This is a genomic window from Streptomyces sp. NPDC127108, from assembly GCF_042677545.1.
Taxonomy (GTDB): domain Bacteria; phylum Actinomycetota; class Actinomycetes; order Streptomycetales; family Streptomycetaceae; genus Streptomyces.
The window spans coordinates 1-15,690 of the sequence record NZ_JBHXTE010000063.1 but is presented as its reverse complement, the minus strand read 5'-3'; the positions used below and the strand labels follow the sequence as shown (position 1 = coordinate 15,690).

Annotated in this window: 10 protein-coding genes; 8 read left to right on the top strand and 2 right to left on the bottom strand. The window is 73.3% G+C overall.

All coding sequences use genetic code 11. The features are described from left to right. The first annotated feature begins 62 nt into the window (after positions 1-62). The 8 genes from eccE (at position 63) to ACFVHO_RS36635 (ending at position 12,826) form a co-directional block, all read left to right on the top strand. Positions 63-1,295, top strand: a complete 1,233-nt coding sequence (gene eccE, locus ACFVHO_RS36670; protein WP_385724652.1) for a type VII secretion protein EccE — start codon at positions 63-65, stop codon at positions 1,293-1,295. Beyond that, positions 1,295-2,065 carry a hypothetical protein gene (locus tag ACFVHO_RS36665; protein WP_385724651.1) on the top strand — a complete coding sequence of 257 codons (771 nt, stop codon included), beginning with the start codon at positions 1,295-1,297 and terminating at the stop codon, positions 2,063-2,065. Before eccE ends, ACFVHO_RS36665 begins: the two co-directional genes overlap by 1 nt. Positions 2,066-2,464: 399 nt before the next feature. Then, entirely contained in the window at positions 2,465-6,229 is a 3,765-nt protein-coding gene (locus ACFVHO_RS36660; protein ID WP_385724649.1) for an SCO5717 family growth-regulating ATPase, read from the top strand. 320 nt (positions 6,230-6,549) lie between these two features. After that, positions 6,550-8,451: an ABC transporter substrate-binding protein gene (locus tag ACFVHO_RS36655; protein WP_385724647.1), complete on the top strand. Its 1,902-nt coding sequence runs from the start codon at positions 6,550-6,552 to the stop codon at positions 8,449-8,451. A gap of 80 nt (positions 8,452-8,531) precedes the next feature. Further along, a complete protein-coding gene (locus ACFVHO_RS36650; RefSeq protein WP_385724645.1) occupies positions 8,532-9,632 on the top strand; it encodes an ABC transporter permease in 1,101 nt (366 codons plus the stop codon). Continuing rightward, complete coding sequence (locus ACFVHO_RS36645) at positions 9,629-10,591, top strand: ABC transporter permease (RefSeq protein ID WP_385724643.1); 963 nt, start codon at positions 9,629-9,631, stop codon at positions 10,589-10,591. The genes ACFVHO_RS36650 and ACFVHO_RS36645 overlap by 4 nt, the downstream gene beginning before the upstream one ends. Next, positions 10,588-11,649 (top strand): ABC transporter ATP-binding protein, encoded by a 1,062-nt coding sequence (locus tag ACFVHO_RS36640; RefSeq protein WP_385724641.1) that lies wholly within the window; start codon positions 10,588-10,590, stop codon positions 11,647-11,649. Before ACFVHO_RS36645 ends, ACFVHO_RS36640 begins: the two co-directional genes overlap by 4 nt. 157 nt (positions 11,650-11,806) lie before the next feature. After that, positions 11,807-12,826, top strand: coding sequence for an ABC transporter ATP-binding protein (locus tag ACFVHO_RS36635; protein ID WP_385724639.1), 1,020 nt, complete (start codon positions 11,807-11,809; stop codon positions 12,824-12,826). A gap of 83 nt (positions 12,827-12,909) precedes the next feature. On the opposite strand, the gene ACFVHO_RS36630 is transcribed toward ACFVHO_RS36635, so the two are convergent. Together ACFVHO_RS36630 and ACFVHO_RS36625 are read right to left on the bottom strand one after the other, a co-directional pair. Next, a complete protein-coding gene (locus tag ACFVHO_RS36630) occupies positions 12,910-13,866 on the bottom strand; it encodes a bifunctional riboflavin kinase/FAD synthetase (protein WP_385724636.1) in 957 nt (318 codons plus the stop codon). 131 nt (positions 13,867-13,997) lie between these two features. Beyond that, a complete protein-coding gene (locus ACFVHO_RS36625; RefSeq protein ID WP_385724633.1) occupies positions 13,998-15,416 on the bottom strand; it encodes a hypothetical protein in 1,419 nt (472 codons plus the stop codon). Positions 15,417-15,690: the final 274 nt, after the last annotated feature.

Sequence of the window (15,690 nt, the reverse complement as noted above, 5' to 3'; positions counted from 1 at the left end):
CGGCTTCCGTTACGCGGACGCGGCCGCCGGTGACATCCGGCCAGACGCCTGGCCGAGGACCGATGGTGCATCACCTGAAGTTCCGTTCCGGGCACGCCGGTTCATTGCGGCTGCGACAGCTGGCGCTCGTCGAGATCGCGGCGGCGCTGCTGCTCGCCGCCTGGGTGGTCTCGCCGGTGGCCCTCGTTCCCGCGGGCGCGGTCGCGGCGGTGCTCCTGCTGCTCGCGGTGGTACGACGACGGGGCCGCTCGCTGCCCGAACTGTTCGCGGCCGTCTGGGCCTTGCGCGCCCGCAGACGCCGCGCCGCCGCCACACCGGTGCCGCCCGGTACGGAGCCGGGGCTCGCCCCGGCCGTGGAGTGCGACCCCTCGCTGCGGACGTACGCGTACAGCCGCGGGAAGGACCAGGACCGGCGGCCCATCGGCATGATCGGCGACGGCAGCTTCCTGACCGTCGTCCTCCAGGTGGAGTCGGACGCGACGGCCCTGCGAGTGGAGCGGACGCGGCAACCGCTGCCCGTCGCGCTGGTGCGCGACACCCTCGAAGTCGACGGGATCCGTCTGGAGTCGGCGCAGATCGTGCTGCACACGCAGCCCGCGCCCGCACTGCACCTGCCACAGCAGTCGGTGGCCGTCAGCAACTACGCGCCGCTGCAGGCACAGACCGGCGCCCCCGCGGTGCGCATCACGTGGATAGCCCTGAAACTCGACCCGGAGCGGTGCCCGGAGGCCGTGGCCGCACGGGGCGGCGGGCTCGTCGGGGCGCAGAAGTGCGCGGTGCGGGCGGCGGACCACTTGGCGAGCCGTCTGACGGGGGCGGGATTCCGGGCGACGCTCCTGACCGAGGACGAGCTGACGGCCGCCGTCGCCACGTCCGCCTGCGCCAACCCGCTGGCGATGGCGCAGGCCGGTGCGGACGGGCCACCCGCGCGCAGGACCGAGGAGTCCCAGCGCGCCTGGCGCTGCGACAACCGACGGCACACGACGTACTGGGTACGACGCTGGCCGCGGCTGAGCGGCCCGGGCGGCGGCCCCTCCCTGCCGCAGCTGGTGTCCCTGCTCACCGCGGTGCCCACGCTGGCCACCACGTTCAGCCTCACCCTGGCGCGCGACGAGCGGCAGGCGGTGTCGCTGCGCGGCCACATGCGGGTGACGGGCCGGAGCGACGCCGAACTGGTCGCGGCACGCCGTGCGTTGGAGCACGCGGCGCGCCACTCCGGGACGGGCCTGCTGCGCCTGGACCGGGAGCAACTGCCCGCCATGCTCGCCACGTTGCCGCTCGGAGGTACGCGCTGATGAGCGCTTCGCCGATCCCCGCACCACCGGCTCCCGCACCGGCTCCGCCTCCGGACGGCCTCCGCGCGGCCCTACGGACGGGTTTCGGGCTGCTCGGCCCCCGGCACCGGCGGCACGCGCTCTCCGTCGAGGAAGTGGACCTGCTCGCGCTGCCCATCGGGGACGACGGCGTGGTCATAGGCGCCGACGCCGCCGGGCAGCCGGCCGTGCTCGGCGTGAACCGCCCCACTCCGTACGACGTCCTGCTCATCGGCGGCCTCTGGACCGCCCAGGTGATCGCCCTGCGGGCCGCCGCCACGGGTGCGCGGGTCGCTGTGGAGACCGGGCGGGCGCAGGCCTGGGCGCAGTTGGTGCAGGCCCTCGGGGTCGGACAGGCCGGGATGTCCGTGCATGACGTGGGGCGGGTGCCGCCGATGGGGGCGTCGGCCGGGAGTCCGGTGCTCGTGGTGCGGGACTGCGGGATGCGGCCGCCTCGGGGGCGGGTGGTGTCCGGACCCTGGCAGTCCGTGCTCACGCTGCTGCCCTATCTCAGCCCCGTGGCGCCCCGGTTGATCCGGCAGGCGCGGCTCGTGGGAGTGCAGCGGGTCTCCCCCGACGAGGCCACACAGATCGGGCGCTCGCTCGGGCTGCCCCGCGGCGACGTGGACTCGCTGCCGACGCTCGCCGACGGGGTGACGCTGTGGTGCGCCGAGCGGGACCGGCAGTACGTGGTGACGCAGGGCACGGACGCGGAGATCGGGCTGCTGGGGGCGGCTCGGCGGATGGACTGAGAGATGCGGGGGACCGAGGAGAGGGGCTGAGGAGATTGAGGCCGAGGAGATAGGGGCCGGGAACCGAGGGATGGGAGGGGCGGAGGGGATTGACGGGGTCCGGCGGCTCGTCGGTGGTCGTGTGGTTTGTGGGGTTCGAGAGTGGTTGGGCGGATTGTCCACGTGGTTTGGCGGGAGTTGACCGGACTTGAGTGAGGCGTGACGTAACGGTCGCCGACCGGGGGACGGACTGGCCTGCCGTGCTGGTGCTTTTGGTGATTAGGCTGGGACAAGGGCGACGCCAAAACCCGTACGCGGGGTGCGCGCGTCCCTCACACGGGGAGAGCCAGGCGGATCGGACGACAGGAACGGTCGCCTCCCACCACGGCACGAACGTGCTCGACCACACCAGGAGGCATTGTGAACAGCGATCGGGACAAGATCCGCGGCGGCTGGGACACACCCGTCGACGATCAGTCCGACGCGGAGTCCGCTGCCGAGACAACGGGCGAGTTCACCATCGACTATGCCCCGCCCGCCTGGTACACGCAGAACGCGTCCGGCAGTGCCGGGGAGACGCCGTCCGCGTCGCCCTCCTCATCCGCCGTCTCCACTCCTGCTTCCGTCGTCGGCTCCGGTGACGCGTCCGCCTCTCCTTCGCCTTCGGCCGGTTCCGCTCCGGGGGCGGATGCCGCCGCTGCCGCCGAGTCCGGTGCTGCCGGGGGCTCCGAGGTTCCGGCCGGATCTTGGGGTACGGGTTCCGGTGAGTCCGGTGCGGGTTCCGGTGGGTCCGGTGTGCCTGCCGGCGTTCCGGCAAGCGCCGTGCCGAAGCTCCCTGTCGGCAGTGGGTTCCAGCTCGCGCCGCCGACGGGGCAGCCGATCACCCCGCCCGCTCCGCCCGTGCCGCCGACGGCTCCCGCTGTTCCGCCCGCCCCGCCGGTGACTCCTCCGGCTTCCGGGGGCGTGGCGGACTGGGGCGGCGCCGTGGCAGGCGTCTCTTCCTCCGTTCCGGTACGTGGTGTGGGTGCCGGGAGCGGAGACGCTTCGGGCACCGGTTCCTCCGACGAGGACCGGGCCGCCGCTCCCGTCGCCGAGAGCCTCGGGGGTGACGCCCTGGGCGGTGGTGACCTGGAGAGCGGCGCCACCATGCGGTTCTCCCCCGCCGCCCTGCGGCGTGAGATGGCCGAGCGGGATGCTTCCCGCGCGTCCGCGCCGGGCGATGCCGGAAGTGATGAGGGTGAGGCGGGCACTGGTCGGGAGAAGGCCGACGCGGGTGATGGTCCGGACGGCGCAGGTCTGACGGACGCGCGTCCGACCGACTCGGGTGCGGTCGGGGACGTCGCCGGTGTCGGCTCCGATGAGGGACTCGTCGGTGAGTCGGCTTCCGGTGCCGTGGTCGAGGACGCCGAGGACGCCGAGTACTCCGGGGACGATGCGGAGCCTGAGGCTGCGGGGCAGTCCGCCGAAGCCGTCTCCCGGGCCGACGCCGACGAGGCCGCCGCCGACGCCGAAGCCGGCTCGGCCTCCGACTCTGGCTCCGACGTCGACTCCGGCACCAGCACCAGCACCGACTTCGACTCCCTCGCCGCAGCGCTCGTCGCCGGATCCTTCGGCGCCGACCCCCGGTCCAGCAGCGGCGACGATCAGGACGCCGAGCCCGAGGCCGAGACCGGCACCCCGGCCGAGGCCGACGCAGCGCCGACGCCCGAGGCCGACCCGGCGCCGACGCCCGAGGCCGAGGCCGACGTGGCGCCGACCATCGACGCCGAGCCCAAGCCCGACGCCACCTCCGACGCCACGTCCGACCCCACCCCCGAGCCCCACACCGAGTCCACCCCCGGCCCCGCCCCCAAGGCCCCGGCCGCCCTCGACGACGTACAGGACTCCACCCCGCCCGCCTGGACCCCGCCGCCCACCCCCGAGGCCGGACTCCCGCCGCTGCCGCCCGCGTTCCAGCCCGCGGCACCGACCTCCGCCCCGCAGTGGCCCGCGCCGACCCAGGCCCCGACGCCAGCCCCGGCCCCGGTCTCAGCCCCGGACCCGACCCCCGTCACCCAGGACCAGCAGCCCGCCCCGACCCAGGCCCAGCCGCAGCCCCAGCCGCCGACGCCGCAGCCCTGGACCGCGCCCACCACCCCGGCCGCCCCCACCGCGCAGGCGCCCGCGCCCGCCCCGGCCGCCGAGACGCCCACTCCCCCGCCGAGCGGGTACGGCTTCCCGGCGCCCACACAGCCCGCCGAAACCCCGGCTCCGCCGCAGAGCGGATACGGCTTCCCGACGCCGACCCCGACCCCCGCACCGGAGGCCAACTCCCCCACACCGCAGGGAAGTTACGGCTTCCCCCAGCCGCCTCAGACAGCCCAGGCACCGCAGCCCCCTCAGGCGCCCTACACCCCTCAGGCACCCCACACGCCAGAGGCCCAGGCACCTCAGACACCTCAGGCACCTCAGCCCCTCCTCTCGGCCGCCCAACCCCAGCCGCAGCCCCAGGCCGCGCCCCCGGCGCCCGTACCCCCGCAGCAGACGGCACCGCCCCAGGCCGCCCAGCCGCAGGCCCAGCCTCCGCAGGACGCCCAGGCCGCTCAAGCCGCGCAGGCGCAGCACCCCCACATCCCGGGACAGCTGCCGGGCGGCGGCCCCTACCAGCAGCCCGCGCAACCGCACGCCCAGGCCCAACCCCCCTTCCAGCAGGGCCAGTTCCCGAACCAGCTCGGCCAGCAGCCCACGCCTCCCGCACCGGAGCAGCCGCAGGCCATGCAGCCGCAGGCCGCGCAGCCGCAGGCCGTACAGCCCCAGGCACCGCACACCCAGCCCCCTGCGGCCCAGCCCCAACCACAGCCCCAGGCCCAGGCGCAGCCCCAAGCACCCCAGATGCCCCAGGCCCCCCAGGCCCCCCAAGCCCCCGCCGACCCCCGCGCCGGTGCCGCCTGGCCGCAGCCCGTGCAGCACGATCAGCGGGAGCGGACCAACCCCGGCGCGCCCCTCGGGTACACCGCCGCCGTGGAGCTGTCCTCCGACCGGCTGCTCAACAACAAGAAGCAGAAGGCGAAGAGCAGCCGTCCCGCGGGCGGCGGGTCGCGGTTCAAGTTCGGCGGGAAGAAGGAGGAGGCCGAGCGCCAGCGCAAGCTGGAGCTGATCCGCACCCCCGTCCTCTCCTGCTACCGCATCGCGGTCATCTCCCTCAAGGGCGGTGTCGGCAAGACGACCACGACGACCGCGCTCGGCTCGACGCTCGCCAGCGAGCGGCAGGACAAGATCCTCGCCATCGACGCCAACCCGGACGCCGGTACGCTCGGGCGGCGCGTGCGGCGCGAGACCGGGGCGACGATCCGCGACCTGGTCCAGGCGATCCCGTACCTCAACTCGTACATGGACATCCGGCGCTTCACCTCGCAGGCGCCGTCCGGCCTGGAGATCATCGCCAACGACGTCGACCCGGCCGTGTCCACGACGTTCAACGACGAGGACTACCGGCGCGCGATCGACGTGCTCGGCAAGCAGTACCCGATCATCCTGACCGACTCCGGCACCGGACTGCTCTACAGCGCGATGCGCGGGGTCCTCGACCTCGCCGACCAGCTGATCATCATCTCCACGCCGTCCGTGGACGGGGCGAGCAGCGCGTCCACGACGCTGGACTGGCTGTCCGCGCACGGGTACGCGGACCTCGTCTCGCGGTCCATCACCGTCATCTCCGGGGTCCGTGAGACCGGGAAGATGATCAAGGTGGAGGACATCGTGTCCCACTTCGAGACCCGCTGCCGGGGGGTCGTCGTGGTGCCCTTCGACGAGCACCTGGCCGCCGGGGCCGAGGTCAATCTGGACATGATGCGGCCGAAGGTGCGGGAGGCGTACTTCAACCTCTCGGCGATGGTCGCCGAGGACTTCGTACGGGCGCAGCAGGCGCAGGGGCTCTGGACGTCGGACGGCAACCCGCCGCCGCGGGTCGCTCCGCCGCTGCCGGGGCAGGGGTATGCCGGGGGCGGGCAGCAGCCGTACGGGGCCGTGCCGCAGGAGGGCGCGCAGCAGCCTTACGGGACCGTGCCACAGGAGGGCGCACAGCAGCCGCAGGCCGGGGCGGCCCCCCAACCGCACCCCCAAGCCCAGCCGCCGCACCCCCAGCAGCCCCAGCCCCCCGCCGGTGGACCACAGGGCTGGCAGCCGCAGCCACCCCAGCAGCAGTAACCACCCCCTTCCCGGAAACACCGGATACACCGGATACATCGGATACACCGGATACACATCGGAACCCCGCAAGCGCCCCGCCAGCGAAAAGGCGGGGCGCTTTTGCGTGCCACTCTCTGGCCAGCACGGCGTCAGTGGTCTTGACCAATGCGGATGAATTCCCGGTCAACTCGTTATTTCCGCAGGCCACATGGGGTTCACCGGCCGTTGACGCGCGATGACCGGCGCTGATACACACACAACAACCAACCGGACGTTCCTTGATCACGTAGCCGTAACCAGCCATCTCTGCGCAAGCGATGACGCGAGGTCACCGATCCATGGACACAAAAGATCAGCACGGCAGAACACGGTCATCATCAGCGGCCCGAGCCGCCGCTGCGGCCCCCGCGCGGAAGCGCAGGCGCCCCCGCCTCCTCCTCGCCGCCGGCGCGGTCGCCGCCTTCACCCTCACCGCGGGCCTCGCGACCCCGCTCAACCCGGCGCCGCAGCAGGCCGAGGCGAAGGCGGACGACAAGAAGACGCTGACCGTCGCGGTGGCGCAGAGCGTCGACTCGCTCAGCCCGTTCATCGCGCAGCGGCTGCTGTCCACCAGCATCCACCGGCTGACGTACGAGTACCTGACGAACTACGACGCCAAGGACAACCACAGCATCCCGGCGTTCGCCACCAAGTGGGAGCCGTCCGCGGACAAGCTCACCTGGACGTACACCATCCGGTCGAATTCGAAGTGGTCGGACGGGAAGAAGGCCACGGCCGAGGACGCCGCCTGGACGTTCAACAAGATCATGTCCAAGGAGGGCACGGCGACGCCGAACTCCAACTTCGTCACCAATTTCAAGAAGGTGACGGCGCCGAGTCCGACGAAACTGGTCGTCGAACTGAAGAAGCCGCAGTCGACCATGGCGGCACTCGACATCCCGATCGTGCCCAAGCACGTCTGGGAGAAGGTCGACGACATCTCCAAGTTCAACAACGACGAGGATTTCCCGATCGTCGGGAACGGTCCTTTCATCCTCACGGACTTCAAGGTCGACCAGTACGTGAAGCTGAAGGCCAACAAGGACTTCTGGCGCGGCGCGCCGAAGTTCGACGAGCTGGTCTTCAAGACGTACAAGGACCAGGACGCGGCCGTGGCCGCGCTGCGGAAGGGTGAGGTGTCCTTCGTCGCGGGCCAGCCCGCGCTGACGCCCGCTCAGGCGAACGGCCTCAAGGGCGAGTCGGACATCAAGGTGAACGAAGGCCCGGGCCGCCGCTTCTTCGCCCTGGCCACGAACCCCGGCGCGCGCACGCTCGACGGCAAGAAGTTCGGCGACGGCCACCCCGCGCTGCTCGACAAGCGGGTCCGGCAGGCGCTCTTCCTCTCCGTGGACCGCAAGACGATCGTCGACAAGGTGTTCCAGGGCAACGCCGTCGAGGGCGCCGGGTACATCCCGCCGCGCTTCTCCGACTACGCCTGGAAGCCCTCCCCCGACCAGGAGCTCGGCTACGACCCGAAGCGGGCGGCGGCGCTCCTCGACGAGGCCGGGTACAAGAAGAAGGGCGGCAAGCGCGTCGGCAAGGACGGCAAGCCGCTCGACTTCCGGATCCTGTGCCACGCCACCGACCCGAACGACAAGGCGGTCGGCAAGTACCTCAAGGAGTGGTGGGGCGACCTCGGCATCGGCCTGAAGGTCAACTGCCTCGACGACGTGTCCGTGCCCTGGTACGCGGGCGAGTACGACCTCGCCTTCGACGGCTGGTCGGTGAACCCCGACCCGGACTTCGTCCTCGGCATCCACACCTGCCCCGCACTGCCGGAGAAGGCCAAGGAGAGCGCGGCGACCGACAACTTCATCTGCGACAAGAAGTTCGACGAGCTGTACGACAAGCAGCTCGCCGAGTACGACCCGGACAAGCGGGCCGCGCTCGTCAAGCAGATGCAGTCGCGGCTGTACGACTCGGGCTACATGAACGTCATGGCGTATCCGAACGCCGTGGAGGCCTACCGCACGGACCAGATCAAGTCCATCACCACCATGCCGTCGGCGGCGGGGAACATCTACGGTCAGGACGGCTATTGGAGTTGGTGGTCGGCGGTCCCGGCGAGTGGGAAGAGTTCTTCCGATGGTGGCAGCTCGACCGGTGTCATCATCGGTATCGCCGTCGCCGCGGTGGTGCTCGCGGGCGGCGGAGTCCTGATCGCCATGCGCCGCCGCTCGACCGCAGAGGACCGCGAGTAACGCATGAGACACCAGCGGATGACAGCCAAGCGGACGTCCCCCCACAGCACGCGTACGTCCCCCCACACCGCGAGTGACGCATGACCGGGGGCGAACGGAATCCGGCGGCGATCCTCGCCGCCGAGGCCGAAGCCAAGGACGCGGCTTCCGGCGGACCGGCCGATCCGGCCGGCCTCCGGGGCCGCGGCCCCCGGGCGGGCAACACGGGCGCCTATCTCCAGTACGTCGCGGGCAAGCTCGGCGGCGCGCTCGTCTCGATGTTCGCCGTCCTCGTCACCAGCTTCTTCCTGTTCCGGCTCATCCCGGGCGACCCGGTGAAGCAGATGACGGGCGGGCGCCGGGTCTCCAGCGAGCAACTCGACGCGATGCGCAAGGAGTTCGGGCTCGACCAGCCGGTGTGGAAGCAGTTCACGGACTACTGCGGCAATGTCCTCACCGGGGACTTCGGCACGTCGTACCAGTTCCACACCCCCGTCATGGAGAAGATCACGGAGGCGCTCGGCCCGACGCTGTGGCTCACCGGCACGGCGTACGTCCTCTACACGGTCATCGGCATCTGGCTCGGGACGCGCACGGCCTGGCGCAACGGGCGTTTCGGCGACCGCTTCCACACCGGGCTCGCCCTGACCCTGTACTCGGTGCCGTCGTTCTGGCTCGGGCTCCTGCTCATCATCACGTTCTCCGTGGGGGTCGGGCCGCTGCCCGGGATGTTCCCCACGGGCGGCATGGAGAGCGGTGACGAGAGCGGGTTCGGGTACGTCGTCGACGTCGCGCACCACATGGTCCTGCCGGTGGTCACGCTCGTCGCCGTCGGGTACGCGCAGACGCTGCTCGTCATGCGCTCGTCGCTGCTCGACGAGATGGGCAGCGACTATCTGACGACGGCGCGGGCCAAGGGGCTGCGGGACGACCTGGTGCGGCGGCGGCACGCCGTGCCGAACGCGCTCCTGCCCACCGTGACCCTGATGTTCGTGAACCTGGGCACGGTGGTCGCGGGCGCGATCCTGGTCGAGACGGTGTTCTCCTGGCCCGGGCTCGGCGGCCTGTTCTACCAGGCGCTCAGCGTGCCGGACCTGCCGCTGGTGCAGGGGCTCTTCTTCGTCTTCGCGACGGCGGTGATCCTGATGAACACGGTGGCCGACGTGATCTATCCGCTGCTCGATCCCAGGGTGGGCCGATGACGACCGAGACAGCCTCCTCCGTCCCCGCGCCGCAGGAGCCGGAGAAGACGGGCGCCCCGCCGGAGGCGAAGAGCCCGCGCGCCCTCGCCTGGACCCGCAGACGGCACTCCGCGGCCCGCTTCTGGCGGGAGTACCGCACCCACCGGGCCGGGGTCTTCGGCCTGGTGGCGCTGGTCCTGATCGCCCTGGCCGCGGTGTTCGCGCCGCTGCTCGTCGGCTCGGACGCGCAGAGCGTGACCGAGGCGCCGGGCAAGGCCATGGAGTCGCCGAGCGGTGAATTCCCGCTCGGCACCGACCAGTTCGGCCGCGACCTGCTCGCGCTGCTCGTGTGGGGCGCGCGCATCTCGCTGACGGTCGGACTGCTCGCGGCGTTCCTCTCGGTGGCCATCGGGACGATCGTGGGGATCACCGCGGGTCACTTCCGGGGCTGGTACGCGACCGTCATCATGCGGGTCACCGACTGGTTCCTGGTGATGCCGACGCTCGTCCTCGCCATCGCGCTCGCGTCCGTGATGGACCGTTCCGTCTGGACCGTCATCCTCGCGATCGGCGTGACGACGTGGCCGACCACGGCCCGTCTGGTGCGCGCCCAGACCCTCGCCGTGGAGTCCCGGCCCTACATCGAGCGGGCCCAGGCACTCGGCGGCGGTCACGGCCACATCATGGCCCGGCACGTGCTGCCCAACGTCATGCCGCTGGTCCTCGCGCAGACCACGCTCGTCATCTCCAGCGCGATCCTCACCGAGGCGACGCTCGCGTTCCTCGGCCTCGGCGACCCGACGGTCGTCTCCTGGGGCGGCCTGCTGCAGGACGCGCGCGAGGCGGGCGCGGTCAGCGCGGGCGACTGGTGGTACCTGGCGCCGCCCGGCATCGCGATCGCCGTCGTCGCGCTCGCGTTCACGCTGTGCGGGCGGGCCGTGGAGTCCGTGCTCAACCCCAGGCTGGGAGTGTCCCGTTGACCACCGAGACGACCGAGACCACGGCGGCCGACGCGGGCGCCGGACAACCCCTGCTCGACGTACGGGACCTCACGGTGACGTACGCGTCCGGGGCCGCCGCCGTCCGCGGCGTCGACCTCTCCGTGGCCGCCGGGCAGAAGCTGGGCGTGGCCGGGGAGTCGGGCTGCGGCAAGTCCACGCTGGCGCTCGCGCTGCTGCGGCTGCTGCCCGCGGGCACGAAGGTGACCGGCGAGATCCTGCTCGACGGCGAGGATGTGCTCGCCATGAAGTGGGGCCGGGTGCGCGCGGTCCGCTGGGCGGGCGCGTCCGTCGTCTTCCAGGGCGCGATGCACTCCCTGAACGCGGTGCACCGCATCGGCGACCAGATCGCCGAGCCCATCCTGCTGCACAAGAAGGCGACCCCGGCCGGCGCGAAGAAGAAGGCCCGCGAGCTGCTCGAACACGTGGGTCTTCCGGGCGCACGCGCGGACGCCTACCCGCACGAGCTGTCCGGCGGCCAGCGCCAGCGCGTGATGATCGCGATGGCGCTGGCCTGCGACCCGCGCCTGATCATCGCCGACGAGCCGACGACCGCGCTCGACGTGATGATCCAGGCGCAGATCCTGCGCCTCATCGAGCAGCTCGTGGCCGAGCAGGACCTGGGCCTGATCATGATCAGCCATGACCTGGCGGTCCTGTCCGACACCTGCGACCGGCTCGCGGTGATGTACGCGGGACGGGTGGTGGAGGAGGGTCCGGCGCGGGAGGTGTACGAGCGGGCGCGGCACCCGTACGGCAAGGCCCTGTCGGCGGCGTTCCCGCGCATCGGGGACCCGTCCTCGCGGTTCGCGCCCCGCGGCCTGCCCGGCGACCCGCCCGACCCCTCGGCGCTGCCCTCCGGCTGTACGTTCCATCCGCGCTGCCCGGAGGCGATCGAGTCCTGCTCGACGGACGACCAGGCGCTGCGCGCGGCGGGACCGGCGCGGCGGGCGGCGTGCGTGCACGTGGGCGCGCCGGGGTCCGGGGAGGCCGGGGAGACGGCGCGGTCATCGGCTCCGGTGGTGGAGGGCGCGCCGTGACGGGGTCGTGGACGGTGTCGCCTCGCGGAGCGGGCCGAACGGCTGGGCGCCGGGAAGCGCGCTCCGCGTACGCCGCCCCGCCACCGCCCCACGCCGCGCACCACCCGGCGTACGCCATGATCCGCCCACCCGGGCGCCCGGCCCCGAGGAGAAGCGCATGACCACCGAAGCCACCCTCGACCCGACCGAGCCCCCGACCGATTCCGCGCCGCTCCTCACCGCCTCCGACCTGCGCATCTCCTTTCCCGGGCGCCGGGGCGCCGACCCGGCGCGCGCGGTGGACGGCGTGGACCTCGACATCCGGCGGGGCGAGATCGTCGCGCTCGTGGGCGAGTCGGGCTGCGGCAAGACGACACTCGCCCGCTCCCTCCTCGGCCTCGTGCCGCCCACGTCGGGCCGCGTCACCTTCGACGGCAAGCCGCTGGACTACCGCGGCCGCGCCCTGAAGGCGTACCGCAAGCGCGTCCAGCTCGTGCTCCAGGACCCGAGCGGCTCGCTCAACCCCCGGCACACGGTGTACGAGGCCGTGGCGGAGGGGCTGCGCATCCACGGGTACGGGGGCGACGAGCGGGCCGCCGTCGGCGCGGCCCTGTCCCGGGCGGGGCTGCGGCCGCCGGAGCGGTTCTTCCTGCGGTACCCGCACGAGCTGTCCGGCGGCCAGCGCCAGCGCGTCGTCATCGCGGGCGCGCTGGTCCTGGAGCCCGAGCTGATCGTCGCGGACGAGCCGGTGGCCTCCCTGGACGCGTCCGTGCGCGGCGAGATCCTGGCGCTGCTGCTCCGGCTGCGCCAGGACCTCGGTCTGTCCGCGCTGGTGGTGACCCACGACCTGGGTCTGGCCTGGAACATCGCCGACCGGGTCGCCGTCATGTACCTGGGCCGGATCGTGGAGACCGGAGAGGTCGAGCAGGTCCTGACGGCACCTCAGCACCCGTACACCCAGGCGCTGTTGTCCGTGCTTCCGGAGGCGGAGGGGGATCCTGTGGTGCTCACCGGCGAGCCGCCGGACCCGTCCCGGGTGCCGGGCGGGTGCCGGTTCCACGCGCGCTGTCAGATCCTCGCGAGCGGGGAGGCGGAGCGGGCCGGCGTGGCGGGCGACTGCCGCACGAAGGACTTGCCTGTGCTTTCCGGCGCCGGGGGGACGCAGGTCGCCTGTCACTGGGCGGCGGTTCGGGGCTGACCTGGCGGTCGGCGTGACGGCGGCCGTGGGCCCGGTCGCCGCCGATCGCCCTGCGGGCTCGTCCTCAAACGCCGGACGGGCTCTTAACTGCCGTCGTCCGCCGCCGCGACCAGGTCCCGGGACTTCTTCACGTCGTCCGCCATCGCGACGAGCAGCTCGTCGATCGAGTCGAACTTCGCCATGCCGCGGACGAAGGCGAGGAAGTCGACGGCGACGTGCAGACCGTACAGGTCCAGGCCGACGCGGTCGATGGCGTAGGCCTCGACGGTCCGCTCGGTGCCGTCGAATGTGGGGTTGGTGCCGACCGAGATGGCCGCGGGCATCGCCTCGCCGTCGGCGTGCAGCCATCCGGCGTACACACCGTCGGCGGGGATCGCGGTGTGCGGCAGGGTCTCGACGTTGGCCGTGGGGAAGCCCAGCTCGCGGCCGCGCTGGGCGCCGCGGACGACGACGCCCTCCACGCGGTGCGGGCGGCCCAGGATCTCGTGGGCGCCCGCGACGTCGCCCTCGGCGATGAGGCGGCGGGTGAGCGTGGACGAGAAGGGCTGGCCGCCGCCCGCCGTGCCGCTCACGTACAGGTCGATGACCTCGACTTCGTAGTCGTACGTCCGGCCGAGGTCGGCGAGGACCTCGACGTTGCCCGCGGCGCGGTGGCCGAAGCGGAAGTTGGGGCCCTCGACGACGGCCTTGGCGTGCAGCTTGTCGACGAGGACCTTCGCCACGAACTCGGCGGGCGAGAGCTTCGAGAACTCGGTGGTGAAGGGGAGGATGAGAACGGCGTCCACGCCGAGGTCGGCCATCAGCTCGGCGCGCCGGTGGTGCGGGGCGAGCAGCGGCGGGTGGCTGCCGGGGCGCACGACCTCGCTCGGGTGCGGGTCGAAGGTGACGACCACGGCGGGCACGCCCAGTTCACGGGCGCGGGCCACCGCGCGGCCGATGATCAGCTGGTGACCGCGGTGCACGCCGTCGTAGGAACCAATGGTGACGACGCTGCGCCCCCAGTCCTGGGGAATGTCCTCCAAGCCACGCCAGCGCTGCACTGTCTTCGCTCCTCGCCGAACCCGTGTATGTATCCGTACGCCCGTACGTCTGTACGTTCCCTTGCCGATTGCGCAGGTCTAAGACTGCCATGCCGACAGTTTGTCGCCCGCATCGGCCGGGGTGGCGGAGCTCACGCCGACACGGGCACCTCGCCGGTCAGGTGCTCGATGGTGCGCCGTGCGCTCGGCCCGACCAGCGCCGCCCAGTCCTGCGGGGCGTCCGTGAGCCAGCCCATGAGCCGCGCGGCGAAGCCGGGGACGCGCCGGGCCACGTCGACCAGGGCGCGGTCGAAGGCGGTGGCGCCCTCCGGGGTGCGGCCGGCGAGGAGGGCGGTGCGGCGGACGAGATCGCGGTCGCGCTCGGCGCCGCCGCCCCGGCCGCCGACGGCGCGCAGCACGGCCTCGAAGACGACGGGCTCCCGCTCGGCGGCGAGCAGCAGGTCGAGCAGCTCGGCGCGCAGGGGCCGCGAGACGGGGGTGCCGGGGGCGGCGAGGGCGGGGGCGAGGGCGACGCGCACGTCCGCGCCGCGTCCCTTCAGCAGGGCGACCACCAGCGGGAACAGCTCGGCTCGCGCCTCCGGCCCCCGTTCGAGGCGCAGGTCCACGTGGGCCGCCGCGTCCGCGGCGGCGCGCGGGCACTGCTCCACCCGCTCGCGCACGAGGTCCGCCACGCGCCGGGCCAGGGCGGGCGAGGGCACGTCGGGGAGGCCGCGCAGGACCTCGGCGGTGCCGGTGTCGCGGGTGTGCAGCCGGTCCCGGAAGGCGGCGAGCACCGGCTCCGGGTGGGTGCCGAGGGCGGCGGCGAGGGCGCTCGCGGGCAGGCCCGGGTCGCCGGTGGCGAAGCGGCGCAGGGCGTACGGGAGGTGGCGGGCGCGGGTGTGCGGGTCGCGGACGAGGAGGCCGAGGGCGGCGCCGTGCAGGGCCTCGTCGTCGGGGCGCTCCAGGAGCGTCTGGGCCGCGTACCGCAGCAGGCGGCGGTCGGCCTCGCCGGAGGTGTGCCGGGCGGCACGCGGGGCGTGGGTGGCGGCGGCGACGCGGCGGGCGGGGCGGGTGTCGTGGGCCCAGCGGTCGACGGCGCGGCAGAGCGCGGACGGCTCGTCCTCGGCGAGGGCGCCGAGGAGTTCGTCGGCGCGCGGGTGGACGCAGTCGACGAGGGCTTCGGTGAGGTCGTCGACGGCGCGGTGGCGGTGCGTGTGGAGGAGGGCCTGGGCGGCGGAGGCGACGGTCGCCTCGGGGGCGGCGCGCAACGGCCTCTCGTCGGCGAACCAGCGGGTCAGGTGGTGCTGTACGGCGGCGGGGTCGGCGGCGAGCCGCTCCGCGACGGCGTCCAGGCAGCGGCGCCCGGTGCCGGGCGGGCCGTCGTGGACCACGACGGCCCGCAGCAGCTCGAACCTGGCCGCCTCCGAGAGGGGCAGCGCCAGCCAGAAGTCGGGCCCGAACTGGCTCTGGGCGGCGAGGCGTTGGAGGACGCCGGTGTACGGGGTCGCGTCGGCCACGCGGAGCAGCGTCTCCCGCAGCAGGTGCCGCGCCCACCACCGCGCGTTCCCCACGTCGTCCGCCCCTGTCCCGGCACCGGGGTGACCGCCCCCCGCCGCTCCGCGGCTGCCGTCCCACCCACCCGCCCGTGACAGTGGGACACCAGCACAACCCGGCCCGACCCGCTCACCGCCCACCGCCTGCCCACCGCCCCCCTCAGCACCCGAGCCGCCCCCCACCGCCCCGGCACCGGGCTCACCGCCCACCGTCACCTCCCCACCGTCCCCGAGCGACCCAGCACCCGCCACCACACCCGACGTCCCCGCAAGCGCCCCGCCGCCCCCCACA

Bases quoted from the DNA above. Each gene is read 5' to 3' on its own strand.
- ACFVHO_RS36655 (WP_385724647.1), top strand. From the start codon at position 6,550: ATGGACACAAAAGATCAGCACGGCAGAACACGGTCATCATCAGCGGCC.
- ACFVHO_RS36635 (WP_385724639.1), top strand. From the start codon at position 11,807: ATGACCACCGAAGCCACCCTCGACCCGACCGAGCCCCCGACCGATTCC.
- eccE (WP_385724652.1), top strand. From the start codon at position 63: ATGGTGCATCACCTGAAGTTCCGTTCCGGGCACGCCGGTTCATTGCGG.
- ACFVHO_RS36665 (WP_385724651.1), top strand. From the start codon at position 1,295: ATGAGCGCTTCGCCGATCCCCGCACCACCGGCTCCCGCACCGGCTCCG.
- ACFVHO_RS36645 (WP_385724643.1), top strand. From the start codon at position 9,629: ATGACGACCGAGACAGCCTCCTCCGTCCCCGCGCCGCAGGAGCCGGAG.
- ACFVHO_RS36650 (WP_385724645.1), top strand. From the start codon at position 8,532: ATGACCGGGGGCGAACGGAATCCGGCGGCGATCCTCGCCGCCGAGGCC.